A 26,425-nucleotide genomic window follows, 5' to 3' on the forward strand; every position below is an offset into this window, starting at 1 on the left:
TGAGAAGAAAGAGCACCAACATATTGGTGCTCTTTTTATTTTCTTAAAAACTTGGTTTCAACAGATTGATTAAATGTATTGTTTCTAAGGTTTTATAAAGATAAATTACTTTCCGATACAGAACTTAGAGAAAATGTTCCCAAGCACCTCATCATTTGTAACCTCTCCGGAAATTTCTCCAAGATGTTCAAGGGCGTTTCTAAGCTCATAAGCCAGTAATTCTGTAGAGATCTGGAAAGAAATGGCTTCTTTTACTTTATGAACAGCATCCAGAGACTTCCGTAATGCTTCAAAGTGACGCTGGTTGGTGATTACAACATTGTTTTCTTCGGATTTTAGATGCTCAACATATGATGAAAGTTCATTTTTCAGATCCTGGATATTTTGATTTTCAACGGCTGAGATTTTGATAAAATCAAACTCGTGAGAGATAGCATTTCTAAAGATATTTTCTACAGTTTCATATTTGGTAGGAGTCACCTCATCAATTTTTGTTGCACAAATGATTAGTTTCAGATCTTCTCTCAACAGAGACTGAATCATTTCAATATCCTCCGAAAAATCTTCAGTAGCAGCATCAGCCAGATAAACAAGGATATTGGCGTTTTCTACTTTTTCTTTTGCTTTTTTTACCCCGATAGCTTCAATTTCATCCATCGTTTCGCGAAGTCCTGCGGTGTCAATCAGTCGGAAGGCGTGGCCTTTAATGTGAAGAATTTCCTCAATGGTATCTCTGGTGGTTCCCGCAATATTACTTACAATTGCTCTCTCTTCCTTTAAAAGTGAGTTCAGCAGCGTAGACTTTCCGGCATTTGGTTTTCCGATGATGGCAACGGCTGTCCCGTTTTTAATGGCATTTCCGTATTGGAAACTCTCGATAAGAGAATTTAATTTTAATTCAATTTTATCTAATAATCCGTTCAGAGCGGTTCGGTCAGCAAATTCTACATCTTCTTCAGCAAAATCCAGTTCCAGCTCAATCAGGGAAACGAAATTCAGGAGATCCGTTCTTAATAGGGAGATTTCATTGGTGATTCCTCCTTTCAATTGATTGATGGCTACCTTTCTGGAAGCTTCGTTATCAGAGGCAATCACATCAGCAATCGCTTCTGCCTGGGAAAGGTCGATCCTTCCGTTGATAAAGGCGCGGAGTGTAAATTCTCCTGCTTTTGCCATTCTTGCTCCGTTTTTGATCAGCGTTTCAAGAATACGTTTTCCGATATGCGGGGAGCCGTGAAATGCAATCTCCACAGAGTTTTCAGTGGTAAAACTTTTAGGTGCCAGAAAGATGGAAAGCATTACTTCATCAATTGCTTCCTCCTCATCCATAAAATAACCATAATGAATGGTATGAGATTTCTGTTTTTCCAGATTTTTTGCCGGAAAACTTTTCTGAACTACAGATAAAGCTTCATTTCCAGAAACCCGGATGATGCCTAAAGCACCTATTCCATTGGCAGTAGCCAGTGCACATATCGTATCGTTATTCATGCTGCAAATTTACGGTTTTTAATATGAATTTTCGTTGAGGTCTGTTATTCAGATTATCTATTGTTTCATTAAGATGGAAAAATAGAACAGAATATATTATGATAAAATTTATTGTCGTTTTGATTATTCTGTAGGATAAATAAGAAAGGCATATTTAAAAAGTACAGGATATTATTTATTAAACTGTAGTCCGAATGAAGTAAGAAACAAAATATTTAGATAAAAAAAATCCTATGATTCAATATTGCTTTTGATAAGTTTAATGTGTTGTAATATAATATTTTATGTGTTTTTTTGATCGTTTCAGAAAGTATTCATTTTTATGAAGAATAATTTAATAACGAAAAAATTAAACACTTGTTTGGTATATTAATTGTTGGTTAGTCCGACGATGATGTTGAAAATTTAAATATTTTCCAATTAAGCAACAATAATCTGTTAAAATATTATAAATGCACATGAATAAATTATTTTTTTTAAATATTAATAAAAAAGTCGTTTTTTTATTAATGCTAGCTTTCAGCGCTGTAGCCTATGCTCAATGTATTCCTTACACAGGGCAGGCGATGACCAGTGGAAATATCTATTGTCTTAACAGTAACCTTAATGTAAGTACGAATATAAGCATACCAAATGGGGCAACACTTATTATTCAATCCGGGCAGCTTCAATCTAATAGTATTCAGGTAGATGGAGTCCTGGAAATAGGTGATGGAACAAGTGTTCAGTCTACCGGGACAGTGAAAGTAGGAACTTTCGGATCTCAGAAAAATTCAAAAATTAAACTAGGAACCAAATCATTTTTAGCACTGGTAGGATCGGTTATTCAGGAAGACCCTTCTTTTGGCGGATTTTACCCTGGAGCAACTTCTGTTATTGAGATGGGAACAAATAGTGTTGTAGAAATATGCGGAACATTTACCCAGCAGTCTAAGACTTATCCCTCTGTTGAATATATTGGAAATCCTACCGGAAAAGCTTACTGTATTGCAAAAGCAGATGTAAGTGGAGGAGGGGAAGGCTCCATTATTAGTGATGATAGTCAGATAGTAACAATTGCCATGGGATCTGTCACAGGATTGGGGATGGGGAATTCAAGCTTCTGCGGCCCTAATGCAACAAAAGCCATGTGCCCGGGACTTTGGCCGGAAGGACTGTCTGAAGATAAAACAAGCTGTGGTAACGCTCCGGTTATTATTGATGACCTGGACGGATTCTGTACAAAACCACCAGCTTCAGGAACGCCTGATGGCTTTACCAAATTTGGAATTACAGTGCAGCAGAAAAACAATTCTTGGCCGGAAAACATACCCAATGGATTCTTAGCGATGGAATCAAAAAATAAAGGTTTTGTCATGACGAGAGTTCAGCATGTGAGCCAGTCACCACAACCTGGTGATGCCATTACTGATCCAAAAGAAGGAATGCTTTTATATGATATCCAGGACAAATGTGTAAAGCTTTATAACGGTACCGAATGGAAGTGTGTACAAAAAAGCTGTAACGATTAATCTACTGATAAAGAATTTATGAAAAATGTAAGAAATATAAGTATAGCAGCTGCCCTGATTGTTTTTAATTCAGTTTTTGCTCAGGTGGCTATTGGAAAACAAACAGTAGATGGAAACAGTACCGTATTGGATTTTGATAACGTTCCCGGAAATACAAAAGGTTTGATTCTTCCTGCAACATCCGGAGTCCCTACCGGAACTTTGGTGAATGGAACATTGATCTTTGATATCACAGATAATAAAGTAAAAGTCTACGAAAATGACACCTGGAAATCTTTATCCGATGCCGGTAATTCAAGTACAGTTGTTGCTAATAATTCTGCTGAATCAGGTAAAGGAGTTATTATGGGAGATGCGGTAAGTACTGCTGATGGAGTGTTAGTCCTTGAATCTCAGAATAAGGCCATGATTCTTCCAAAAATAACAACACCACATCTTAGTGTAAAAAATCCGTACCCGGGTATGATCTGTTACGATACAACCAGTAAGACACTGGCAATATTTGACGGGTCAGTCTGGAATTACTGGAAATAAATGATGAGAAACTACTCTGGAATATTCTGGTTTACAATACAAAGCAGCTGTATATTTTCATACAGTTGCTTTGTATTTTGTCTTAAACAATCTGGGCGCTTTCCTTGATACTGTTCATCACAAAAATACTCTTGGTCTGGCCAATTCCTTCAATTTCTGATAATTTGTTCACAAAAAACTCATGGAATTCATCCATATTGGGAGCAAGGATCTTCAGCATAAAATCAAAATCACCGCTGATGTTATAAAACTCCACAACTTCCTTCAGCTTGCCCACTTCCTCAATAAATTTTCCTGCAGTTTTTTTATTGTGAACACTCAGGGCAATCATACAGATCACCATCATTCCCTTATTGACCTTTTTACGGTCTACAACAGCAGTGTATTCTTTAATAATCCCCTGTTTTTCCATACGTTTGATGCGTTCATGAGTAGGAGTGGGACTTAAATTGATTCTTGCTGAAATGTCACGGATACTCATCTTGGCATCTTTCTGAAGAAGACGCAGGATGGATAAGTCTTTTTCATCGGGTATATAATTTTCAGTTGCCATTTTGTTCTGTTTTTATAGGTTGTTGTATGGTGTATCAGTAGTTTTGTTCTTATAAATATTTTATATATATAATATTGTTCCAAATTTAAGGTTAAATTTTCAAATACGTTCTGTTAATTTTAATTTTGCAGGAAATTTGAAACATGGGTACAAGGAAGAATTTAATATTAATTTTAGCATCGGTAGGAACATTTGTGGAGGCTTTGGATATTGCCATTATTAATTTAACAATTCCTTCTATTCAGCAGCAGTTTCAGATTGGAGCAGAGACGGTTCAATGGTTGCAGACCCTTTATGTATTGTTCTTTGGAGGATTTCTGATCATTGGCGGAAAGCTTTCAGATCAGATCGGAAGAAAGAAAATGTTCTTGCTGGGGGCACTGATTTTTATGCTGACTTCATTAGGTGCAGGATTGTCTCAAAACTTTGAAGTGCTGGCTGTTTTCCGTGCTTTACAGGGATTAGGAGCCGCATTGGTGATGCCGTCTGCGCTATCCATTGTCACCAATACATTCAGAGGAGAGCAGGAGAGGAATCATGCTATCGGAATTTTCAGTTCATTCGCTGCTATCGGTTCAGGAAGCGGCCTTTCTGTAGGAGGAATTATCAGTACCTACCTGAGCTGGCACTGGGTGTTTCTGATTAATGTGCCTATTCTTTTAATAACAATTGTGCTGTCTTATTACTATCTGCCTGCAGATGAGAAAAATGAAACCGCACAGAAAACAGATATGGTCTCCGGGATACTAATGGTGCTTGGACTTTTAAGTCTTACTTACGGTACCCATGAATTAGTCCATATTAAAGAACAGCCATTCCTGGTCATAGGCTCTTTGATTCTGGCGGTATTGCTGCTGGTTATGGTATATTACCGATTGAAATCCGTTGCTGCACCTTTAGTTGACTTAAAATTATTCAAACACAGATCTTTAGTGATCTCCAATGCCGTATTCTTTACGTTGGGGGCATTTTTTATCGGATTTTTATTCCTGATTTCATTGATGCTTCAGAAAGATATGGGCTATAGCGCTGCTTCAGCAGGATTAATGCTTGTTCCTTTCAGTATCATATCTGCTTTGACGGCTAAATTTATTCTGCCGCATGTATCAAAACGTCTGAGCTCTTCCCAAATGGGAGTGTTAGGGTGGTTGTTTATGTTGATGGGAGGGCTGTCACTGTTGACCTCCGTTTATACCGGACATCCGCTGGCTGTAGTTTTGTTGGGAGCAGCATGTATTTCAGGAGTTGGAATGACGTTTTGTTTTACCGCGCTTTCGGTAATGGGAATCCAGGATGTTGAGCCTTCCAATTACGGATTGGCATCAAGTTTGAGTTCTACAAGTTACTTTTTGGGAGCCGGTATTGGATTGTCTTTCATGACTTTAATGAGCCAGATCTTTCCTTCAGGGTTTTCAGTAGGAAGTCTGAATCTGGTTGTCTTAATCAGCTATGCTCTTCTGGCGCTCGGAATGTTGTTTTATTTTATAATGAAGGGCTTAAAAGTGAAGCAGACAAAAGTGGCTGTTTCATAGCAGGTGGCCTAAAAATACACAAACTATATGAGGAAGAATCGGTGCTTAGGTGTCGGTTCTTTTTTTGTCTTTCCGTTTAGCTTTATTATCTTTGGTTTTTTACTATTCATCATGAAAATACAGATCATCAGTGATCTCCACTGGGAATTTGGAAGTACGGAATTATGTTTTGATCATTCTGATATTGTTGTTTTGGCAGGTGATGTCAATTTGGGAACCAAAGGAATTGAATGGATTAAAAATGCAATTCCCGATAAACCTGTAATTTATGTTTTGGGCAATCATGAATACTATAAAGGTTCATATCCAAAAACGCTCCATAAGATCAGAGACGCTTCCTTGAATTCTAATGTTCACGTATTGGAAAATTCATTTGTAGACATTGATGGAATTCGTTTTCATGGAGCAACTTTGTGGACGGATTTTTCCATCTTTGGGAATCCGGTTCAGTACGGAATGCTTTGCCAGTCCAAAATGAATGATTATAAAATGATCAGGAGAGATCCTTCCTATTCGAAAATGAGGACACTGGATACCTTCAAAATCCATCAGCTTTCAAAAGAATGGTTAAAAGAAAGTCTTGAAAGTTCAAAAGGTCTTAAAAATATAGTCGTTACCCATCATGCACCCAGTATACAATCTGTTCCGGAACATTATAAGGAAGATCCGGTAACATCTGCTTATGCCTCCGATCTGGAATGTTTATTGACAGAATACAAACCGCTGTACTGGATTCACGGACATATTCATACCCCGTGCAGATATAAAATCGGAGAAACTGAGATCATCTGTAATCCCCATGGTTATATTGATGAAAAATACAACGGATATGATAAAGAATTGCTGATTGTTGTTTAGGAAACAATAAAAAGTGTAATTCGATTATTGGCCTTCTTGGCTTTTTTTCCTTTTTCAACTATCTTCGTGTTTAATTTTCTTTCCAATGCCTAAAAAATCCCAGCCGAAACCTGATTTTGTTTCACAGCTAGCCTTTGATGAAGTGCTTCAGCAGGTTGAGTTTGATCTTAGAATCAAGGAATTTGTGGTGATGGAAATTGATAAGGCAAATTATATCATAAAGCCCAATATGCCTTACCGTTCAGATTATTTCTGCATTTTTATGATACAGAAGGGAGGAGTTACATTCAGGTTGGATGATAAAAGCTATGAGGTCTCCAAAGGTGATATTGTTTTTTGTCCTATGTTAGAAACTTTTTGGCTGGATGAAATTACCGATGATTATAATGCTAAGTATATTTTCTTCTCGTTGAATTTTATTTCTGATGCAGGGTTTAATTATAAGTCAAATAATGTTCTGAAAAGTTTGTCATCAGATCCTACCCATATCGTCAGAAATGAGCAGGATGTGTACAGGAAATTGAATTTCCATCTCGATGAACTTAAGGTTTTGAATGATAAGGAAAAAGATAATTATTATTTCAATGAAATGATCTGGCATCATTTCTCACTGGTGATCTATGAAATTGATAATTATTTCAAGAAAATAGAAAAACCTCATCAGGTAACCAATAGGGAAGATGAATTGACGACCAGTTTTTTTAAGCTGGTTCAGGATCATTTCAAAGAAGAGCATAATGTTCAGTTCTATGCCGACAAGCTTTTTATCAGTCGCAAATACCTTACGAAAGTGATCAATAAAACGGTGTTCAAATCCCCAAGAGATATTATTCATCAGGTTTTAGCGGTAGAAGCCAGATTGCTGCTGAGAAATCCTAACCTGAATATCGGTGAAGTAGCATCACAACTGAAGTTTTCAGACCAGGCTTCTTTCAGTAAATTTTTTAAAAAACATGTAGGAAGATCTCCTTTGGAATACAGAAAAGATGACTTGTATTGATAATCAGTGATTTAAGATTTTAAGACGTCTTTTTACCAAATTTCAACTATAATTTCGATTTAAAAAAGTAAATAGTATTATTTATATTGTCTATAAATGATATTTCTCATATTTTTTAAAATAAGGAGTCTTTTTGACAAAATAAGGAGTTTTTTGAATAATCCTATTGAATTTTTTTCGTTCGATTTTTGTCCGGAAAATTTAAAAGGACTATTGTTATGCAAAGATTTTTTATTCAAAAATCGACTTTACTTTTCCTCTCGCTGATCGTTTTGACGGGATGTAGGAAAGATAATCAAAACCAGGGATATCAGCAGCAGGCACCGGAATTACCTGTTGCAAAGGTAACACAGGGAGACGCTTCTGTTTCCAGAGAATATGCAGCATCTATCGAGGGTGTTTCCAATGTGGAGATCAGACCTCAGGTAACAGGATATTTAAGCAAAATTTTTGTGGATGAAGGAGACTTTGTGAGAGCAGGCCAGCCTCTGTTCAAAATTGAAGATCAGGTTTTCCGTGAGCAGTTGAGAAGTGCTCAGGCGGCTTTGATTACCGCTCAGGCCAGTCTTTCAACCTCTAAAATTGATTTGGATAGAAAAAAAGAACTGTTTAAAAACAAAATGGTTTCCGAAATTCAGGTGAAAGAAGCGGAAGCGGCTTACAATGGAGCAAGAGGAGCTGTAAGTCAGTCAACATCTTCTATTGAATCAGCAAAAATCAATCTGAATTTCTCTACAATTAAAGCCCCGGTAAGTGGTTTTATCGGGAGATTCAACTATCGTTTGGGAAGTTTGATGGCCCCGGGGAATCAGGAACCGATCACCTTGCTGTCAGATATTCATCAGGTATATACGTATTTCAGTTTAAGTGAAAATGATTTTAATAATTTCCAGAAACAATACACAGGCAGCAGTATTGATGAGGTGATTAAAAATACTCCTGCAGCATCATTACTCCTTTCCGGTGGTGAGCAATATGCTGAAAAAGGAAAGATTGATGCTGTGGAAGGGCAGTTCAATAAAACAACCGGATCAATTACATTAAGAGCAAAATTCAACAATCCCAATAATCTTTTAAGAAGCGGAAATACCGGTAAAATTGTACTGGATCAATTCTACAGTAATGTTATTTTACTTCCTATTGCTTCTACCAGAACTATTCAGGATAAAGTATTTGTGTTTACCATTCAGGGAGGGAAAGCGGCCATGCTTCCGATTGAAGTGAATGGTAAAGTCGGTGACAATTTCATTGTAGCCAAAGGGCTTAAGGCAGGAGACGAATATATCACCAGCGGTTTCGACCGATTACAGCCGGGAACTCCTGTAGTGGCACAAAAGAAAACTGCTCAACAGAAAAAATCGTAAGAAGAAATCATGTTAAAGAAAATTATAAAAAGACCCGTACTGGCAACGGTGATTTCCGTATTGCTTGTTATTCTGGGAATCGTGGGTATGGTGAGTCTTCCGATTACCAAATTTCCAGACATTGCACCGCCTACCGTTATGGTAACTGCAGCTTATCCGGGAGCTAATGCTGAAACCATTGCAAGGTCTGTAGCGCCGCCGCTGGAAAACGCAATCAATGGGGTAGAAAATATGGACTATATTACTTCTACAGCAAGTAACGATGGTACATTGAGTATTACTGTTATTTTTAAACTGGGAACAGATCCTGACCAGGCGGCTATTAACGTGCAGAACAGGGTAGCTCAGGTGACCAACCAGCTTCCTGCAGAGGTAATTCAGGCGGGAATCACCACGGTGAAAAGACAGAACAGTATGATTGCAATGGTTTCCCTCACCAGTAAAGATGGAAAGATGGACGACCTTTTCCTTGAAAACTATGCGAAAATCAACATCGTTCCGGAACTGAAAAGAGTAAAAGGAGTAGGAGATGCAATGGTGTATGGAAATAAAGATTACTCCATGCGTATCTGGCTGGATCCTAATAAACTGACTTCATACAATCTTACTCCATCTGATGTTTCCCGTGCTATTCAGACGCAAAACCTCGAAGCAGCACCCGGAAGATTAGGGGAGAGAAGTAAAGAGGTAATGGAGTATGTTCTTCGCTACAAAGGAAAATTTACAGAGCCTGAGCAATATGAAAATATCACTATCAAAGCACTGAATGACGGTTCAGTTTTAAAATTAAAAGATATTGCCAAAGTAGAATTCGGGGCTTACAGTTATACGGTTTCTTCCAATTATAATAAGAAAGCGTCTGTAACGATGGCGATCTTCCAGATGGCAGGTTCCAATGCCAATGAAGTGCAGATCGCTCTTCAGGAAAGAATGAAAGAACTGGAAAAATCTTTCCCGGCAGGAATGGATTATGAAATTCCATATGCAACAAAAGATGCGCTGGATCAGTCTATTGAACAGGTGATTCATACATTGATAGAAGCATTTATCCTGGTATTCATTGTGGTGTATATCTTCCTTCAGGATTTCCGATCTACTTTGATTCCGGCCATTGCAGTTCCGGTGTCCATCGTAGGAACGTTCTTCTTTATGAAAGTTTTCGGATTCTCTATTAATATTTTGACGTTGTTTGCCTTGGTACTGGCAATCGGTATTGTAGTAGATGATGCCATTGTAGTGGTAGAAGCCGTTCATGCTAAGATGGAGCATAAAAAGCTGAACCCAAGAGCGGCTACGATGTCGGCAATGAGTGAGATTACAGGAGCAATTGTTTCGATTACGCTGATCATGTCTGCGGTGTTTGTTCCGGTAGCCTTTATGAGTGGTTCTACAGGATTGTTTTACCAGCAGTTTGCCCTGACATTGGCCATTGCCATTGTAATTTCAGCGATCAATGCATTGACACTGAGCCCGGCGTTATGTGCTTTATTTTTAAAACAGCACCATCCCGGAACGCATGAGAAGATGAATTTCAAAGACCGTTTCTTTGCAGGTTTCAATGCAAGCTTCAATAAGCTGACCTTCCGATATGGAAAAGCTGTACTGTTCCTTTTAAAAAGAAAATGGGTGGCCTTGATCATCATTGTAGCCTTTGGAGGTTTATTCGCGTGGATGTCTATGACAACACCAAAAGGATTTATTCCAGATGAAGATCAGAGTTTCATTATTGTAACCGCGAATCTTGCTCCGGGAGCCTCAAAGGACAGAACGTCAAAAGTAGTTTCTGATACAGAAGACTTATTGATGAAAAATCCTGCTGTGGACAAAGTAATTTCAGTAGACGGATTAAACTTATTCAGTGGCTCTATGTCATCTTCAGCAGCTTCTATTTTCGTTAAATTAAAAAAAGGAGGCGAAAGAGGAGCAGTGAATAACATCAATGATATCATCGGACAAACGCAGGGAATGCTTTCTCAGGATAAAAGAGCTAATTTCCTTGTGATCAATACCCCAACGGTAGACGGTTTCGGTAATACCAGCGGGATGGAACTGGTGCTTCAAGACCGTACCAACGGAGAGCTTCAGAATTTAGGAAATATCTCCTATGGAATGATGGGAGCTTTGATGCAGAGACCGGAAGTAGCAGTAGCATTTACCACCTTTGATGTTACGTATCCGCAGTTTGAAGTGCTTGTAGATGAAGTGAAGTCTGCTCAGCTGGGTGTAAACGTTTCTGATGTATTAGGAGTGATGCAGGGGTATTACGGAAGTATTCAGGCTTCGGATTTCAACAGATTCGGAAAGTATTATAGAGTATTGGTGCAATCTACTCCGGAGACAAGACAGGATAAAGAATCCCTGAACGGAATTTTTGTTAAAAATAATTTAGGACAAATGGTCCCTATTAATACATTGGTAAGCCTGAAGCAGGTGACGGGAGCTGAAGTGGTAGACCGTTTCAATCTATTTAATTCATCCAATTTAACGGTAATGGCAGCTCCGGGATACAGTACCGGACAGGCTATGGCAGCCATTGAAGAAGTGAGTAAGCAGGTGCTTCCTCCGGGATATACTTACGATTATAAAGGAATGAGCCGTGAAGAAGCGGGTTCAAGCTCGCAATCTGTTATGATCTTCGGGCTATGTATTGTATTTGTATTCTTCCTTTTATCTGCACAATATGAAAGTTATATTCTTCCGTTAGCCGTATTGATTGCTATTCCGGTAGGTTTATCAGGAGTATTTGTAGGGATTACATTCGCAGAATTATCCAATAATATTTATGTACAGATTGCTTTGGTGATGCTGATTGGGCTTTTGGCGAAGAATGGTATTCTGATTGTAGAATTTGCGATTCAAAGACGTAGAGCAGGAAAAAGCCTTATTGCTTCTGCTGTAGAAGGGGCAAAAGCACGTTTGCGTCCTATTTTGATGACCTCTCTTGCATTTATTACAGGATTACTGCCATTGATCTTTGTGGTAGGACCTTCAGCGATGGGTAACCATTCTATCGGATATGCAGCCATTTCAGGGATGCTTTTCGGAACAGTCTTAGGGATTTTTGTGGTTCCGGTTCTTTTCGTGGTATTCCAGGCTTTGCATGAGAGAATCAACGGAAAGGTAGTAACAGATGCGGATTGGGAATATTAATTCAAATGATTTTAAAAATGAAAATTAAAAATATAGCATATATCGCGTTCATCTCGGGAACAGCAATTTCCTGTAAAGTACAGAAATATGAACAGCCTGAGGTAAAAATGCCTGAAGCTTTCAGAAGTGATAGTCTTGTTTCGGATCAAAATGAAAATATTGCTAAGATCAGCTACAAAGATTTTTTCAAAGATCCGGTTCTGGTAGGCTTGATTGATAAAGCTATGGTACAGAATAATGATCTTCAGGTAGCTTTAAAACAGATTGAATTTGCTTCCCTGGCCTATACTCAGAGTAAATGGGGGAATATTCCAACGGTAAGTGCTTCTGCCAATGCGAATATCAATCGTCCTTCAGACAACAGTATGAATGGAATGATGGCCGGGCAGTTCATGGGAAAAAGATATATGGAAGATTATACAGCTTCTCTTAGTTTTTCATGGGAAGCCGATATCTGGGGTAAGATCAAAGGAAGAAAAGAACAGGCTCTGGCAGAATATCTCAAAACGCAGGAAGCAGCAAAGGCGGTAAAAACACAAGTGGTGTCTGCTGTAGTGCAGGGATATTATAATCTTCTGATGCTGGATACTCAGCTGGAAATTACAAAATCCAATCTGGCTTATGCTGATAATACTCTGAAGTTTCTGGCTAAACAGCAGGAATTAGGATTAACAACGGCTTTGGCAGTGCAGCAGCAGGAAATTGTGAAAGATCAGATCCTGAAATCAATTCCAGCGATTGAAAGTTCTGTGAAAACCCAGGAAAATGCTTTGAGTCTGCTGACCGGTTCTATGCCCGGGAAAATTGAAAGAAGTGCAAGCCTGAACAATGTACAGTCTCCGGATCATATTGCTGCAGGGGTTCCTTCAGAATTATTAAGTTACAGACCGGATATTAAAACGGCAGAACTTGAGGTAAGAAAAAGTGCAGCCGCAATTCATGTTGCCAAAATGAGCATGTATCCTTCGTTGAATATTACGGCGCAAGGTGGTGTAAATGCATTCCAGATCAGTAAATGGTTCAGCGTTCCGGGATCACTGTTCGGAATGATGGCAGGAGCTGTAGCACAGCCTATTCTGAATGGGAAACAGTTGAAAACGCAGTATGAGCAGTCTAAAGTATTGGCGGATCAGGCAGAGCTCAACTTTAAACAGTCTGTTTTAAAAGCGGTAGGTGAAGTTTCTGATGCATTGGTACAGATCCAAAAACTCGAAGAACAGCAGAAAATTGCTGAAGGGCTGGCCATGAAATCCGGTGAAGCGGTGAAGAAGGCTGATTTGTTATTTAAATATAATTCAGCAACTTATGTAGAGGTGATCATTGCTCAATCGAACAAACTTCAGGCAGAATTGGAACTGGCTTCTCTGAAAACCCAGAGACTGAATGCTATTACAGCTCTTTACCGCTCTGTAGGTGGCGGATGGCAATAAAGTAAAATTGAATCTGCTTCGTCTGTAATGATGAAGCAGGTTTTTTAATCCATATCATTATGAAGACAAATATACAGGAGGGGATCATTTTAATTCCGGATTTCAGCGGATTTACCGAATTTGTGTTCAATACAAAATTGTATACAGGCGAGTATATTGTAAGACAGTTATTGTCTACACTGATTGATGTGAACGATCAGTACTTTGAAATTTCTGAGATTGAGGGGGATGCCATTTTATTTTACCGTTATGATGAAAATCCGTCTTACCAGAGCATTTCCAAAATGTTGTGGAAGATGAGGAGTGCATTCAACAGAAAGATAGAGGAGCTGAGTAAGAGTTTAAGCACTACCATTGATCTGGCACTCAAATTTATTGTTCATTATGGATCTTTTTCACAATACAATATTGGAAACTTCAGAAAGCTGTATGGGAAAACGATTGTGGAGGCACATCAGCTTTTGAAAAACGGATTGGCAGAACAGCCTTCATATGCTCTTTTCAGTAATTCTTTCCTGGAAAACAGCAGAAATAAAGAGTCTGATTTTAATAAAGATCCGCTTCGTCTGCCTGAAGTAGGCGTTATCCATTATTTTGAAAATTTAAACTAGCATATATTTTTTAATATTAATCCTTGTAAATTTGCTATTGCTAGCGGCCCGGGTGAGATCCGGGCTTTTTTGTTTGCAAATCTTTGAGAATTGAGAAAATGAGTAACTTGTTTTCATAATAAAGATTCACGTATAAATGATAAATTATGATTTTTTTTAATAAAATTTAAATTACAGATAAAATGTACTTTTAAGAATATTTATTATGGAAGTAATTTATATTATATCGCTTTATTGAGGATTTTTTATTGTTTTTTAATTTATGGTTCTGTTTTTAATTGGTATCTTATTGGGAATTAAGTATTTATTTTATTTTTTGATGTAACAAAATTGTGAAGATAATGGTCTTATAGTAAAAACTATAATTTCACATGAAAGTAATATTATTTCCAATAGCGATATTAGCAGGATCATTAGCAATGGCTCAGCAGGCTCAGGCTCCGGCAGCAAAGGATACTGTAAAAGGAAATACAAAAGAAATAGAAGCGGTTACTCTGGTTGCCAGAAAACCGACCGTAGAATCTAAAGTAGACAGAACTGTATTTAATGTAGCTAACAGTGCAATTCTGGCAGGAAATACAACATGGGATGTTCTTAGAATGACTCCTTTGGTAAGCATAGATAATAATGATGATGTAAAAGCCGAAGGGCAGATGGTTACCGTATACATCAATGATAGAAAATCAGTTTTTACAGGGAAGGAATTAAAGGAATATCTTAAGACAATTCCTGCTGATAACCTGATGAAAATTGAAGTAATTACCAGCCCTTCATCGAGATATGAAACCTCCGGTTCCGTTATCAATATTGTCCTGAAAAAAAGGGATGACGAAGGATTGAAAGGAAGTATCTCCCTGAACAACAGACAAAGTACCAAGAATTCACAATACACGAATTTTAACCTGAATTATCACAAGAAAAAGTTTACCCAAACTTTTATAGGAGGCTACAACAATGGAACTTATGTACAGAAAACCCAGACCTGGGATAACCGGTTTGAAGGTAATAAGCTTACGCAGTTCAATCTGGAAAATGTGATGAGAAATGAAAGTCCGTCTCTTTCTTCTACATCAGAGTTTGAAATCAATGATAAGAATAATTTCGGATTTGTGCTGGAGTATTCACAGAATAGAAACTTACTTTCAGCAGAATCTAACGGGGTGACTAAAAAAGACGGAGATCCCGGTGAATCTTTCCTTCAGACACAAAATAACTGGGGATTCAGCCGGAATTTAGGGACCAATGCCTTCTATAAATATTATGATAAAGAAAAGAACAGGATTTTAGATATTAATTTGGGAACCAATTATTCCAGCGATAATAATGATAATTTGATTGACAAACAAATTAATAAGCAGGGGGTAATTACTAATCAGCAGCTGGGAGTTGTCAGTACAAACCAAATGCGTAATTATTATCTGAAAATTGATTATACTCATCCTTTTGGTAAAACAGGGGGAACCATGGAAGTGGGAGGAAAAACCGAATTGAATAATCATGTTATTCCTAACAGACTCTATGGGTTCAGTATTGATAATCCCACACCGGAATATGCCAATCTATCCAGGAATGACAGATTCCATTATGAAGATCATCTGAGCTCTTTATATGCCAATTACAGCAAGACTTTTTTTGAAAAGCTGGAAACAAGAGTCGGAATCCGTTATGAATATATTGATTATAAAGTAACACAGGACGTAGCAGGAACAGAGAGAAAAGATTCTTATGGTACTTTTCTTCCCAATCTATTGCTGAAATATAGTTTTTCAGAGAAATTTGATTTGAGCCTTACTTATAACCGAACCATTTGGAGACCGTGGTATTCTGAGTTTAATCCTTTTGTGATGCCGGAAATTAATGGAACGTATTCCAGAGGAAACCTTTATCTGAATCCCAATCCGAATGACAGGCTTTATCTGAAATTCGGAATTCTGAAAAAGTATTTTATTTCTGCAAGATATATGCATACCAATCAGGATTACTGGACGACTTATGTAACGGAAAACGGAAGAACAGTTTCGTTACCGGGGAACTTTGATGGGAAAGTTGAAAAATATTACCTTTTTGCCAATACCAATCAGAACTTCCTGAAAAATAAGCTGAATGTAAATGCCGGATTTGGATGGTACTACATTAATAATAAAGATTTTAATGAAAAAAATAAGTTAGGAGCCAAAGATTATATCAGCTATTGGGGAGCTTCTGCGAATGTTTCTTATACCAATCTATTCAATAAAAACATTAACCTGAGTGCTTGGGTAGAGCTTGCCAATCAGAATAACGGGAACTCATATGCTAATAATACCAATGTATTCCACAATATTTCAGTCACCAAAATTTTCCCGAAAACCCAAATGGAACTGAGTATGCAGCTGATGAATATTTTTAAAAGACCTTATGGGGATAATACCACTTACAGCCCGGACGGAACTTTCAGAGAGTATTCAAAATGGGACTGGTATGGGGTTTCTCTTACGTTTGTAAAGCGTTTTGGAAATCAGAAAGTAAAAGAAAATACAAAAACCGACGTGGAGAAAAATGGTGGCGGCGGAAAATAATTCAAGATTTGTTAGATAAAATGAAAGCAGGTTCCCATTCGGAATCTGCTTTTTATTTTAGGCTGGAAGTAGGAAGAGTGAAGAAGTGAAAGATACCTTGAGGTTTGTTAAAAAAATCTGCAAAATCTCCTAAATCTGCATGAGCCAAATTAAATTTTAACGCAAGGGTTTTATCTGAAGTCCTTACTATTCTAAGGAAGCAAAGCTTTGAACCAATTGCATTGACTCTTTCTAGGTGTATGTATTACTATAAAGCTTCGTAAGCAATAGAGTTGCTTTCTTTGCTTCCTTAAAAGTGTTACCATTTCTTTTTTTAATCTTTGTGTTAAAAAATATCTCTCGCAGATTTTGCTGATTAAGCAGATCTAAAAAATATTGAGTATTAAACAAAAAACAGATCCCAATCCGGAATCTGTTTGCATTCTATCAAATAATTATTAAATAGAGTTTATACTCTTAACTCTCAGTTTTTATTTAAGGGTAAACTTCACTTTAGTTTTAATAGCATCAGAAGAATTTCCAATCAATGCTTCAAAGTCTCCCGGTTCTGCAACCCAGTCGTGTTTTCCGGCATCGAAATAACTTAAAGCCGTTTTATCAATGGTGAAATTCACCTCCTTCTGTTCTCCTGGATTCAGATACACTTTTTCAAACCCTTTCAGTTCTTTTGCAGGACGCGGAACAGATGATTTTAAATCACTGATGTAAAGCTGGGCAACTTCGGCACCTGCTTTTTTACCTGTATTTTTAACCGTTACGGTAAAGGTAATTTTACCATCCTGTGAAATCGTGGTCTGGTCTGCTTTTGCTTTTCCAAATTCAAAAGTCGTATAACTTAATCCATGTCCGAAACTGAACAGAGGTTTTATATTTTTAGTATCATGCCAGCGGTAGCCTACAAAAACACCTTCGTTGTAAGTAATGTTGATAGGATTTTTCTGATCTTTACCTTTTCCAGCAGCCAATTCATCTTTTTGTCCGGGATATTCTCCAAGCTGATGAGCTGAATTGTCTTCAAGCTTTACAGGGAATGTAAACGGAAGCTTTCCTGATGGATTTGCATCACCTGCCAGAATAGAAGCAATAGAATTTCCAGCTTCAGAACCCAGATACCACGATTGTAAAACAGTTGGTACTTCTTTGATCCAAGGCATAGCTACAGCATTTCCGGAAACCAGAACAACAGCAAGATTTTTATTTGCTTTTGCAAGGGCAATGATTACATGATCCTGATTATAAGGAAGTCCGTAGCTCTTTCTGTCATTTCCTTCACTGTCCTGAAAGTCTGCCTTATTCAGTCCGCCAACAAAAATGACGTAATCAGATTTTTTGGCCAATTCTACCGCTTCGTTCAGTAATTCAGCTTCAGAGCGGGTATCTTTTAAATCCTGTCCGGATTTTACCCCATTATATTCACCTCCGATATCTCCTACATAACCTCTTGCGTACTGTACATCTGCCTGCTTTCCAAATCTGGACTTGATTCCGTCTAATGGAAGAGCTTCATATTTAACTTTTAAAGATGAAGAACCTCCACCAACAGTCATTATTTTAATGGCATTCTCTCCAACAACTGCTATTTTTTTAGCTTTATTAAGGTCAATAGGAAGCACATTTCCCTGGTTCTTTAGTAAAACGATTCCTTCTTCACCAATTTCTTTTGCCACCGCTTTATGCTCTTCTGAAGCAATATTTCCGAAAGGCTTGTTGCGGTTCATCGTAGTTTTATAAGCAAGACGAAGTAATCTTGTTACTTTATCATCAAGTTCTTTGGTTCCTACTTTTCCTGCTTTAATCAGATCCAGATAAGGTTTTGCCAGGTAATAATTGTCATAGGCATTTTTAGTTCCGGCAGAAAGTCCGTTGGTCCATGATCCGAATTCAAGGTCAAGACCATTGTGGATGGCCTGTTCTGTATTGTTTACAGCACCCCAGTCGGATACTACAACCCCTTTATAGTTCCATTCCTTTTTTAAAATATCATTTAATAAATATTGATTCTGGCTGGCATACTGACCTTTGTACATATCATAAGCACCCATGATCGTCCATGAATCACCCTCTGTTACTGCTGCCTTGAAAGGTGGGAGATAGATTTCATAAAGCGCTCTGTCGTCTACATTCACATTGCTGGTGTGACGGAACATTTCCTGGTTGTTGAGTGCAAAATGTTTCACAGAAGTTGCCACACCATTAGATTGGACTCCTTTAATATAAGGAACTACCATTTTTGAGGTCAGATAAGGATCTTCACCCATATATTCAAAATTTCTTCCGTTCAGCGGAGTTCTGTAAATATTCACTCCAGGTCCAAGAAGGATATCTTTTTTTCTGTAGCGGGCTTCTTCACCCAATGCTTTACCGTAGTTCCATGACATTTTTTTATTCCAGGTAGCGGATAAGGCCGTCAGGGCAGGGTAGGCGATAATAGAATCATTGGTCCAGCCAGCCTGATCCCATTCGTCCCACATTACTTCCGGACGTACCCCATGAGGACCATCCGTTGTCCAGAATTCAGGAATTCCCAATCTTGGAACACCTGGTGAACTGAATTTGGACTGTGCATGAAGCATTGCCACTTTCTCTTCCAGTGTCATTCTTGATAATGCATCCTGAATACGCTGTTCTACAGGTTTGGATTCATCTAAATAAACGGGTATGGTAGTATTGGTCTGAGCCATATAAGAAGCAGAAATAAAGGTGAATAAACTTATAATGACGGTTTTCTTTAACATGATGCCTTTCTATTTGATTAAAAGCAAAAATAGAGAAAATTTTTTATTATCTCAAATTGAGAAAATAAATTTTAATGAATAAAAAACTGCCCACATATTTGCAGACAGCTCATTATTAAATATTGTATTTATAATAGCGAAAAAAATAAATAGAATTTGATAGGTGGAAAAAGTAAAAGACAAACGAAACTACTCATCTATACTTTCCATTCAATACCTCGAATCCTACAATGCTTCTAATATAATGTCTGGATTCCTACGGAATGGACAAGGTTGACGTATAGGTAAAGCGCGTAGTTTGTCCAGGAATCTAAGCTCTTACAATCTCAAACCTTCTTACTCTCAAACTCTCACACAAAACCGCGAATCCCGAATCCCAAAACCCGGATCTCGAACCTCGCATTTCAAACTCGTGCACTCTCAAACCCTCAAACTCATTAATCCCATCCTTTCACAGCTCCGCCTTTGAAAATTTCTTTGGCTTTCTTTTCCACTTCCGGAGACTGGTAGGCTTTTACAAAGTTTTTTACTTTCTGGCTGTTTTTATTATCCTGTCTGGCCACCACCAGATTCACATATGGAGAGTCTTTATCTTCAATTAGGATACCCTGTTTTTCCGAGTCTAATCCTGCCTGGGCTGCAAAATTGTTATTGATAATTCCTACAACAACGTCTCTGTCATCTAAAACCCTTGGGATCTGTGCTCCTTCAATCTCCATGATTTTAAGTTGTTTGGGATTTTCAGTAATATCTGTTACTTTTGGTAGAAGTCCTACACCTGCTTTTAATTTCAGCAGACCGCTTTTCTGCAGAAGAAGCAGAGAACGTCCTCCATTGGTTGGGTCATTGGGAATAACAACAGTGTTACCTTCCTGCAGCTGACTGATATTTTTAATCTTTTTTGAATAGGCAATAATAGGATAGACAAATGTATTTCCTACAGGTACGAGGTTGTAACCTCTCTGCTTGGACTGTTCTGTTAAATAAGGAAGATGTTGAAAGGCATTGGCATCAATATCTCCGTTAGTCAGAGCTTCATTGGGAACTACATAATCATTAAAAGGGATAAGCTCCACTTCCAGATTGTATTTATCCTTAGCTACTTTTTTGGCAACCTCAGCAATTTCCTGTTCCGGGCCATAAGTAATCCCGACACGGATAAAGTTCGGGTCATCTTTTCTTCCCGAACAGGCACTGAACAACAATATTCCAGCAGCTAATAAACCAAAAATCTTTATTTTTTTCATTCTATTTTTTTATTTAAATACCATGGAAGCGAAAGAGCAAAAAGTTTTTATCTTTTCCATGCCCCGAAACTCGTACCCCGAGTCTCAAACACCACTCTCAAACCCTCTCACCCAAAAACTACCTGTGATCAAATCTTTTTGACAATCGGTCTCCCGCGAATTGTATGATAAACACCAGCAGAACAAGAAGTATCAATACTGTATTCATAATGACGATATCATATCCGATATATCCGTATTGGTAACCCACCTGTCCAAGTCCGCCAGCTCCAACAGCACCACCCATTGCAGAGTAACCTACAAGTGTAATCAAAGTGATAGTAGCGTTGTTAATTAATGAAGGAAGTGCCTCAGGAAGCAATACTTTTCTAATGATCTGTAAAGGAGATGCTCCCAGTGCTCTTGCGGTTTCTATAAGACCATGAGGAACTTCAATAAGGCTGTTCTCAACAAGTCTTGCAATAAACGGAGCTGCACCCACACTTAGCGGAACCAAAGCGGCATTTACTCCAATAGAAGTTCCTGCCAGAATTCTGGTAAAAGGAATCATCCATACGATCAGAATAATAAAAGGGATGGCACGGAAAATATTAACCAGAATAGACAATCCTCTATGGTAGACTGCATTTTCCAGCAGTTGTCCTTTTCTGGTTAAAAACAACATGATTCCTACCGGAAGACCAAGTACAAATCCAAAAAATCCGGATAAAAATGTCATATAAACCGTTTCCCAGGTTCCTTTTGCCAAAAGGGCAATTACCGTATCACTAAGCATATCCTTTTACTGTATTTTGAATTTTGTTTTGGTTGAAATAATAAATCACCTGTTGGTTTTCTTCTGCTTCACCCTGAAGCTGAAGCAGAAGTTTTCCGAAATTGGAATCTCCAAAATACTCTACGTCTGCCTTTAAAAGTTTATAAGGGATTTTATATTGGTTATATAGTGTTGAAAGAATTTGTTCCACACTGATGTTTTCGTTAAGTTCTATTTCGACCAGCGGAAATAAACCGTCTTTGGGTTCTTTCTGCAGTCTGCTAATGAATTCCTGTGGCAGGGTCATGATATCTGAATTTATAAACTGGCGGATGATCGGGTTCTCTTTATCCGAAATAATCTCGCTTACAGTTCCTTTTGTTAATAATTTTCCTTGGTCTATCACTGCAACGTGGTTGCAGACCGCTTTGATAACTTCCATTTCATGGGTAATTAAAAGGATGGTAATTCCCAGTCTCTGATTGATATCTCTTAAAAGCTGCAAGATAGATTGTGTTGTAGCCGGATCCAGTGCGCTGGTTGCTTCATCACAAAGCAGAAGGTGGGGATCATTGGCTAAAGCTCTGGCAATGGCAACTCTTTGTTTCTGTCCACCGGAAAGACTTCTGGGATAATCATTGGCTTTATCTTCAAGTCCCACAATCTTCAATAATTCGTTGACTTTTTTGTTGATCTCATCCTTACTGCTATGATCCAGTTCTAAAGGAAGAGCTACATTATCAAAAACAGTTCTGGAAGAAAGAAGATTGAAATGCTGGAAGATCATTCCTATTTTTTTGCGTTCCTCAGCCAATTGTTTAGCATTAAGCTGCGTAAAATCTTTTCCATTAATAATAATCTGCCCTTCATCTGGTCTTTCCAGTAAATTTACTGTACGGATCAGGGTACTTTTTCCAGCACCCGAAAAACCGATAATTCCAACAATATCTCCCTTCTCTATATTTAAACTCACCTTATCCAATGCCTTAAAGGACTGTTTTTTCTGGTGAAATGTTTTCGATATGTTTCTGATCTCTATCATTCTGATTTTGTATTCTGTTTAAATAGGCTGATATGGCTTGCCTGCTCTGTTAAAAAATCTTCTTACTCTTCTGATTTTTACTTTTGACCGTTTTGAAAGTCTGAAATACTTGGTGACATTCGTTAGAAGTACTCCCAGCAATATGATAAATAAACCATACAGCTGACCTCCATTGATGCTTTGGCTGGCAACAATCCAACCTGCAATCACTGTTACAATAGGATTGATATAGGTGTGTGTGCTTACCAAGGCAGCGGGTTTAACGGACAGAAGCCAAATGTACGACAAATAAGCGACTATCGATCCAAAGAAGATCAAAAATAGGACTCCAAACCATGCCGATAACGGGACTGCAGAAACTGAAAAACCAGTCCATTCTTTTCTTATAAAAGAGATTAAAAAAGAAGCTAATCCCGCTACTATAAGCTGTTGAGCAATATTCATAAAGGTAGATTGAGAAGCCGGATTTTTCTTTGAATATAAAGAACCCAGTACCCATGCGATGGAACTTAGACCCAAAACTACAAATGCAGTAATACGTAGATTTTCATTAGCAATTGCATGAGCTGCATTTGAATTTACACTGCCTTTTAAAAACATAATTAATCCTGCAAATCCAATGGCCAATCCTATCGGAATAAATTTATCTGAGAAATAATATTTCCAGTTTTTTCTGTCGATTGCAATAAACCAGAACGGGCCGGTTGCAATAGATATTGCCGCTTCAGAAGCTGTTACATATTGCTCTCCCCAGGCTACAAGTCCTGTTCCTCCGGTAAGAATAAGAATACCGGTAATTGCATTTTTCTTCCAGTTGATCAGAGAATTTGCTTTTTCTCCCTTAGAAAGAAGATATCCTATCATCAGAATACCGGCAACCAGAAATCTTAACCCTGAAAGAATGAACGGCGGAAAACCTTTTAAGCCAAATGAAATAGCTAAAAACGTAATTCCCCATATCACATAGATGTTTGTAAAAGCCAATGGAATCAACCATTTGTTTTTAGAATTACTCATTTTTATTTTTTTAATGTTGTTGTGTTCAATGAAAAAGGCTCTACCACGTGGTAAAGCCTCTGAAAATATATCTATATAAAAGTAAGGTCAACCACAGTATTCTTGATGTATAGGCATACAGATATCCTTCATCATATTTTTGATGGTATGTTTCTTAATTGAATTATTTTTGAATTCTGCCTTCATTTTGTTTTATTTCCTGAATACGGTTGCAAATATATAATATAATTTTTATTAGTCCACTAAAAAAGTAGACATTTTGAATATTAATTTATTATTAATGATTTAATATGTTTAAAATCAGTGTGTTTTGTATTTTTGTTTTTAAATAGATTTTTAAAAAATTATAACAGTTTATGCTTTTAAATTCAAATGATACTGAAATTACATCTTAATTGGTGTTGTGGAAAAGATAAAATATGCTGATATTTTTAGGAATTATGTAAAGGTGGTTTTATGTTCTTATTTAATATTTAAAAGGTATGCTAAACAATGTTGGCTAAAATGAAGGAGTTACATTTATTAAACTAGTTAAATGTGCAGCATTTCTGTTCACTGTAATTTAGCATCAAAATTAAAAGACATGGACAATAGAATATTAGGTCTGCATCATATTACTGCCATTGCAGACAATGCCAAAAGAAATTTAGATTTTTATACACAGGTTTTAGGAGTAAGACTGGTTAAAAAAACGGTAAATTTTGACGATCCGGGAACGTATCATTTCTATTTTGGGAATGAAAACGGAACGCCGGGAACGATCCTTACTTTCTTTCCATGGGAAGGAATTGGTAAAGGTAACAATGGAAGCGGAATGGCTACCCATATCGGATATTCAGTACAGAAAGGAAGCCTTGAATTCTGGAAAAACCGTTTGCAAAGCTTTAATGTAAGCGTGGAAGAAGGAGAAGTATTTGGAGAAAAAATGATCTCTTTTAAAGATCCTGACGGTCTTCAGTTGCAGTTTATAGAACCATCAGGTGATGATAACAGAAAAGTATGGACAACTGATGATATTAAAGATGAAAATGCATTGAAAGGATTCCACAATGTCACTTTAACCTTAAAAAAAGCAGATCCTACAATCAAAGTTCTGACTGATGTTTTAGGATACAATCTGCAAAAACAGGAAGGAGAAAGATACAGATTCGCTACTGATGCAATTGACACGGCTAACCTTATAGATATTATTGAAAATGATACAATTCCTGCCGGAAGAAATGCTGCCGGAACCAATCATCATATTGCATTCAGAGTAAAAAATGATGAGATTCTGATGGAATATCGTGAGAAAGCATTATCCGCAGGACTGAGCATCACTCCGAAGATCAACAGAGACTATTTTTATTCATTGTATTTCCGTGAACCGGGTGGAGTTTTGTTTGAAATTGCAACTGACAATCCGGGATTTACTGTAGATGAACCTTTGAATGAGTTGGGAACAAATCTGAAGCTTCCTGCACAGTATGAAGGAATGCGTGAGAAAATAGAAGGAGTGCTTCCGAACTTATCATAGATCATCGGCCAGCTCTCATAAAGATGCTAATTTTGAATAAAGATTTAAAAACAAAAAAATGGAAAGAACAGAAATAGTTTTAGAAGGAAGGAAAGGTGAAATTCAGCTTTTCTCAGACGATCACAAGGCCGGTAAAATGGACATTTCAGTCATTGGAAAAAAATTAACAGTTTACCATACCGAAGTAAATCCGGAATATGAAGGAAAAGGTTTTGCTAAAATATTACTGGAAAGACTGGTTTCCTATGCAAGAGAAAATGATTTAAAGATTCTGCCGCTGTGTCCGTATGTTCACGCACAGTTCAAACGTCATCCGGAAGAATACAATGATGTTTGGTTGAAGGAGGTGCTATAGATAGTTGAGGGTCGGGTTTCGGGATGCGGGTTTTCGAGATTCGAGTTTGAGAGTCGGAGGGTAAGATGGTTTGAGAGTCCCGAGCTAAAAACAGAGGTGAAAGACAAAAGATGAATAAAGCTACTCTTGAACGTATCAACTCAAATCCCGAACCCCTAACCTCCGAAATCTCGCCTCCTATCACAATAACCAATTAACAATTTTATCACAATGAAACTTATCACAGGACTGCATCACGTTACGGCAATTACCGGCAATGCACAGGAAAATATAGACTTTTATACCGGAGTTTTAGGACTTCGATTGGTCAAAAAAACGGTTAATTTTGATTACTCAGATGTTTATCATTTTTATTTCGGAGACGAATATGGTACACCGGGAACGATCATGACTACTTTTCCGTATGGTAAAGATCTTATCAATGGCAGACATGGTAAAGGAATGCTCAATACAACGGCATTTTCAGTTTCTATAGAGGGCCTGGATTATTGGATGAACCGTCTGGAACAGTTCAATATCCCTTTTAAGCAGCCACAGCAAAGGTTCTCTGATGAAGTTTTTATTTATCTTGAAGATTTTGATGGGCTGGGATTGGAATTGGTTTTTAATGATCAAGATGAAAGAAAAGGATACTACAATGGTTATATTCCTAAAGATTATGCCATAAAAGGAATCCATCATGTAGAAATCTGGCAGGATGCTTATGAAAGAACGGCAGCTCTTCTTACAACCCAGATGGATCATAAGGTGATTAAGGAAACGCCTGACCGACTGAGATTGGGAACAGACAATATGCCCGGGAAATATGTAGATCTTTTATCTACTCCCAATGCACTGAAAGGATTGGCAGGAAGAGGTACCGTGCACCATGTGGCCTTTGCAACTCCGGATGCAGAATCTCAGCTTGAAATGGTAAAGCGGTTAAATGTATATGGATTGGAACATACTGAAGTGAAGGATAGAAAATATTTTACTTCAGTCTATTTTAAAGAGCCGGGTGGAGTTTTGTTTGAAATTGCAACTTCCGGTCCCGGGTTCGATGTGGATGAAGAAGCCGCATTTTTAGGGGAAGATCTGCAATTGCCACCGCAGTTTGAAAAAAGAAGAGAACGTTTGGAAGAAGTTCTTCCGGCAATTAATTATCCAACAGAAAAATTCAGATAAAAA

At 37.7% G+C, this 26,425-nt stretch carries 20 protein-coding genes; 13 read left to right on the forward strand and 7 right to left on the reverse strand.

Going from position 1 to position 26,425, the window contains the following annotated elements; all coding sequences use genetic code 11:
- Positions 1-105: 105 nt before the first annotated feature.
- Positions 106-1,491 (reverse strand): tRNA uridine-5-carboxymethylaminomethyl(34) synthesis GTPase MnmE, encoded by a 1,386-nt coding sequence (mnmE, locus tag OL225_RS04435; protein ID WP_264517405.1) that lies wholly within the window; start codon positions 1,489-1,491, stop codon positions 106-108.
- Between the two features lie 458 nt (positions 1,492-1,949).
- On the opposite strand from mnmE, the gene OL225_RS04440 reads away from it, so the two are divergent.
- Positions 1,950-3,002: a hypothetical protein gene (locus OL225_RS04440; protein WP_264517406.1), complete on the forward strand. Its 1,053-nt coding sequence runs from the start codon at positions 1,950-1,952 to the stop codon at positions 3,000-3,002.
- 18 nt (positions 3,003-3,020) lie between these two features.
- Complete coding sequence (locus OL225_RS04445) at positions 3,021-3,536, forward strand: hypothetical protein (RefSeq protein WP_264517407.1); 516 nt, start codon at positions 3,021-3,023, stop codon at positions 3,534-3,536.
- An 82-nt stretch (positions 3,537-3,618) separates the two neighbouring features.
- Here the strand turns inward: OL225_RS04445 and OL225_RS04450 are convergent, their stop codons facing one another.
- Positions 3,619-4,089 (reverse strand): Lrp/AsnC family transcriptional regulator, encoded by a 471-nt coding sequence (locus OL225_RS04450; RefSeq protein ID WP_264517408.1) that lies wholly within the window; start codon positions 4,087-4,089, stop codon positions 3,619-3,621.
- Between the two features lie 143 nt (positions 4,090-4,232).
- Here OL225_RS04450 and OL225_RS04455 point away from each other — a divergent pair, with 143 nt between their 5' ends.
- From OL225_RS04455 to OL225_RS04490, 8 genes are all read left to right on the forward strand, one after another.
- Entirely contained in the window at positions 4,233-5,621 is a 1,389-nt protein-coding gene (locus OL225_RS04455; RefSeq protein ID WP_264517409.1) for an MFS transporter, read from the forward strand.
- 111 nt (positions 5,622-5,732) lie between these two features.
- Positions 5,733-6,479, forward strand: coding sequence for a metallophosphoesterase (locus tag OL225_RS04460; RefSeq protein WP_264517410.1), 747 nt, complete (start codon positions 5,733-5,735; stop codon positions 6,477-6,479).
- Positions 6,480-6,564: 85 nt separating this feature from the next.
- Entirely contained in the window at positions 6,565-7,479 is a 915-nt protein-coding gene (locus tag OL225_RS04465; protein WP_047378244.1) for a helix-turn-helix domain-containing protein, read from the forward strand.
- A 218-nt stretch (positions 7,480-7,697) separates the two neighbouring features.
- Positions 7,698-8,843, forward strand: coding sequence for an efflux RND transporter periplasmic adaptor subunit (locus tag OL225_RS04470; RefSeq protein ID WP_264517411.1), 1,146 nt, complete (start codon positions 7,698-7,700; stop codon positions 8,841-8,843).
- A gap of 9 nt (positions 8,844-8,852) precedes the next feature.
- Positions 8,853-11,993, forward strand: coding sequence for an efflux RND transporter permease subunit (locus OL225_RS04475; protein ID WP_264517412.1), 3,141 nt, complete (start codon positions 8,853-8,855; stop codon positions 11,991-11,993).
- A 17-nt stretch (positions 11,994-12,010) separates the two neighbouring features.
- Positions 12,011-13,423, forward strand: a complete 1,413-nt coding sequence (locus OL225_RS04480) for an efflux transporter outer membrane subunit (protein ID WP_264517413.1) — start codon at positions 12,011-12,013, stop codon at positions 13,421-13,423.
- A 59-nt stretch (positions 13,424-13,482) separates the two neighbouring features.
- Entirely contained in the window at positions 13,483-14,034 is a 552-nt protein-coding gene (locus OL225_RS04485; RefSeq protein ID WP_255816070.1) for a DUF2652 domain-containing protein, read from the forward strand.
- A 371-nt stretch (positions 14,035-14,405) separates the two neighbouring features.
- Entirely contained in the window at positions 14,406-16,592 is a 2,187-nt protein-coding gene (locus tag OL225_RS04490) for a TonB-dependent receptor domain-containing protein (protein WP_047378239.1), read from the forward strand.
- 470 nt (positions 16,593-17,062) lie between these two features.
- On the opposite strand, the gene OL225_RS04495 is transcribed toward OL225_RS04490, so the two are convergent.
- The 5 genes from OL225_RS04495 to OL225_RS04515 form a co-directional block, all read right to left on the reverse strand.
- Positions 17,063-19,273 (reverse strand): glycoside hydrolase family 3 C-terminal domain-containing protein, encoded by a 2,211-nt coding sequence (locus tag OL225_RS04495; RefSeq protein ID WP_413541851.1) that lies wholly within the window; start codon positions 19,271-19,273, stop codon positions 17,063-17,065.
- Positions 19,274-19,764: 491 nt separating this feature from the next.
- Positions 19,765-20,574 (reverse strand): methionine ABC transporter substrate-binding lipoprotein MetQ, encoded by an 810-nt coding sequence (metQ, locus tag OL225_RS04500; RefSeq protein ID WP_047378237.1) that lies wholly within the window; start codon positions 20,572-20,574, stop codon positions 19,765-19,767.
- A gap of 118 nt (positions 20,575-20,692) precedes the next feature.
- Positions 20,693-21,349, reverse strand: a complete 657-nt coding sequence (metI, locus tag OL225_RS04505) for a methionine ABC transporter permease MetI (protein ID WP_047378236.1) — start codon at positions 21,347-21,349, stop codon at positions 20,693-20,695.
- Positions 21,342-22,370, reverse strand: coding sequence for a methionine ABC transporter ATP-binding protein (locus OL225_RS04510; RefSeq protein ID WP_047378235.1), 1,029 nt, complete (start codon positions 22,368-22,370; stop codon positions 21,342-21,344). Before OL225_RS04510 ends, metI begins: the two co-directional genes overlap by 8 nt.
- Positions 22,371-22,388: 18 nt before the next feature.
- Positions 22,389-23,387: an EamA family transporter gene (locus tag OL225_RS04515; protein WP_052184798.1), complete on the reverse strand. Its 999-nt coding sequence runs from the start codon at positions 23,385-23,387 to the stop codon at positions 22,389-22,391.
- Positions 23,388-23,970: 583 nt separating this feature from the next.
- Between OL225_RS04515 and OL225_RS04520 the strand changes: the two genes are divergently transcribed.
- The 3 genes from OL225_RS04520 (at position 23,971) to OL225_RS04530 (ending at position 26,422) form a co-directional block, all read left to right on the forward strand.
- The gene (locus tag OL225_RS04520) at positions 23,971-24,903 is read left to right on the forward strand and encodes a ring-cleaving dioxygenase (RefSeq protein ID WP_264517415.1); all 933 of its coding nucleotides are present in this window, start codon (positions 23,971-23,973) and stop codon (positions 24,901-24,903) included.
- 58 nt (positions 24,904-24,961) lie between these two features.
- Entirely contained in the window at positions 24,962-25,258 is a 297-nt protein-coding gene (locus tag OL225_RS04525; RefSeq protein ID WP_047378234.1) for a GNAT family N-acetyltransferase, read from the forward strand.
- Positions 25,259-25,468: 210 nt separating this feature from the next.
- Positions 25,469-26,422: a ring-cleaving dioxygenase gene (locus OL225_RS04530; RefSeq protein ID WP_264517416.1), complete on the forward strand. Its 954-nt coding sequence runs from the start codon at positions 25,469-25,471 to the stop codon at positions 26,420-26,422.
- Positions 26,423-26,425: the final 3 nt, after the last annotated feature.

Source organism: Chryseobacterium viscerum, from assembly GCF_025949665.1.
In the GTDB taxonomy this organism is placed as follows: domain Bacteria; phylum Bacteroidota; class Bacteroidia; order Flavobacteriales; family Weeksellaceae; genus Chryseobacterium; species Chryseobacterium viscerum_A.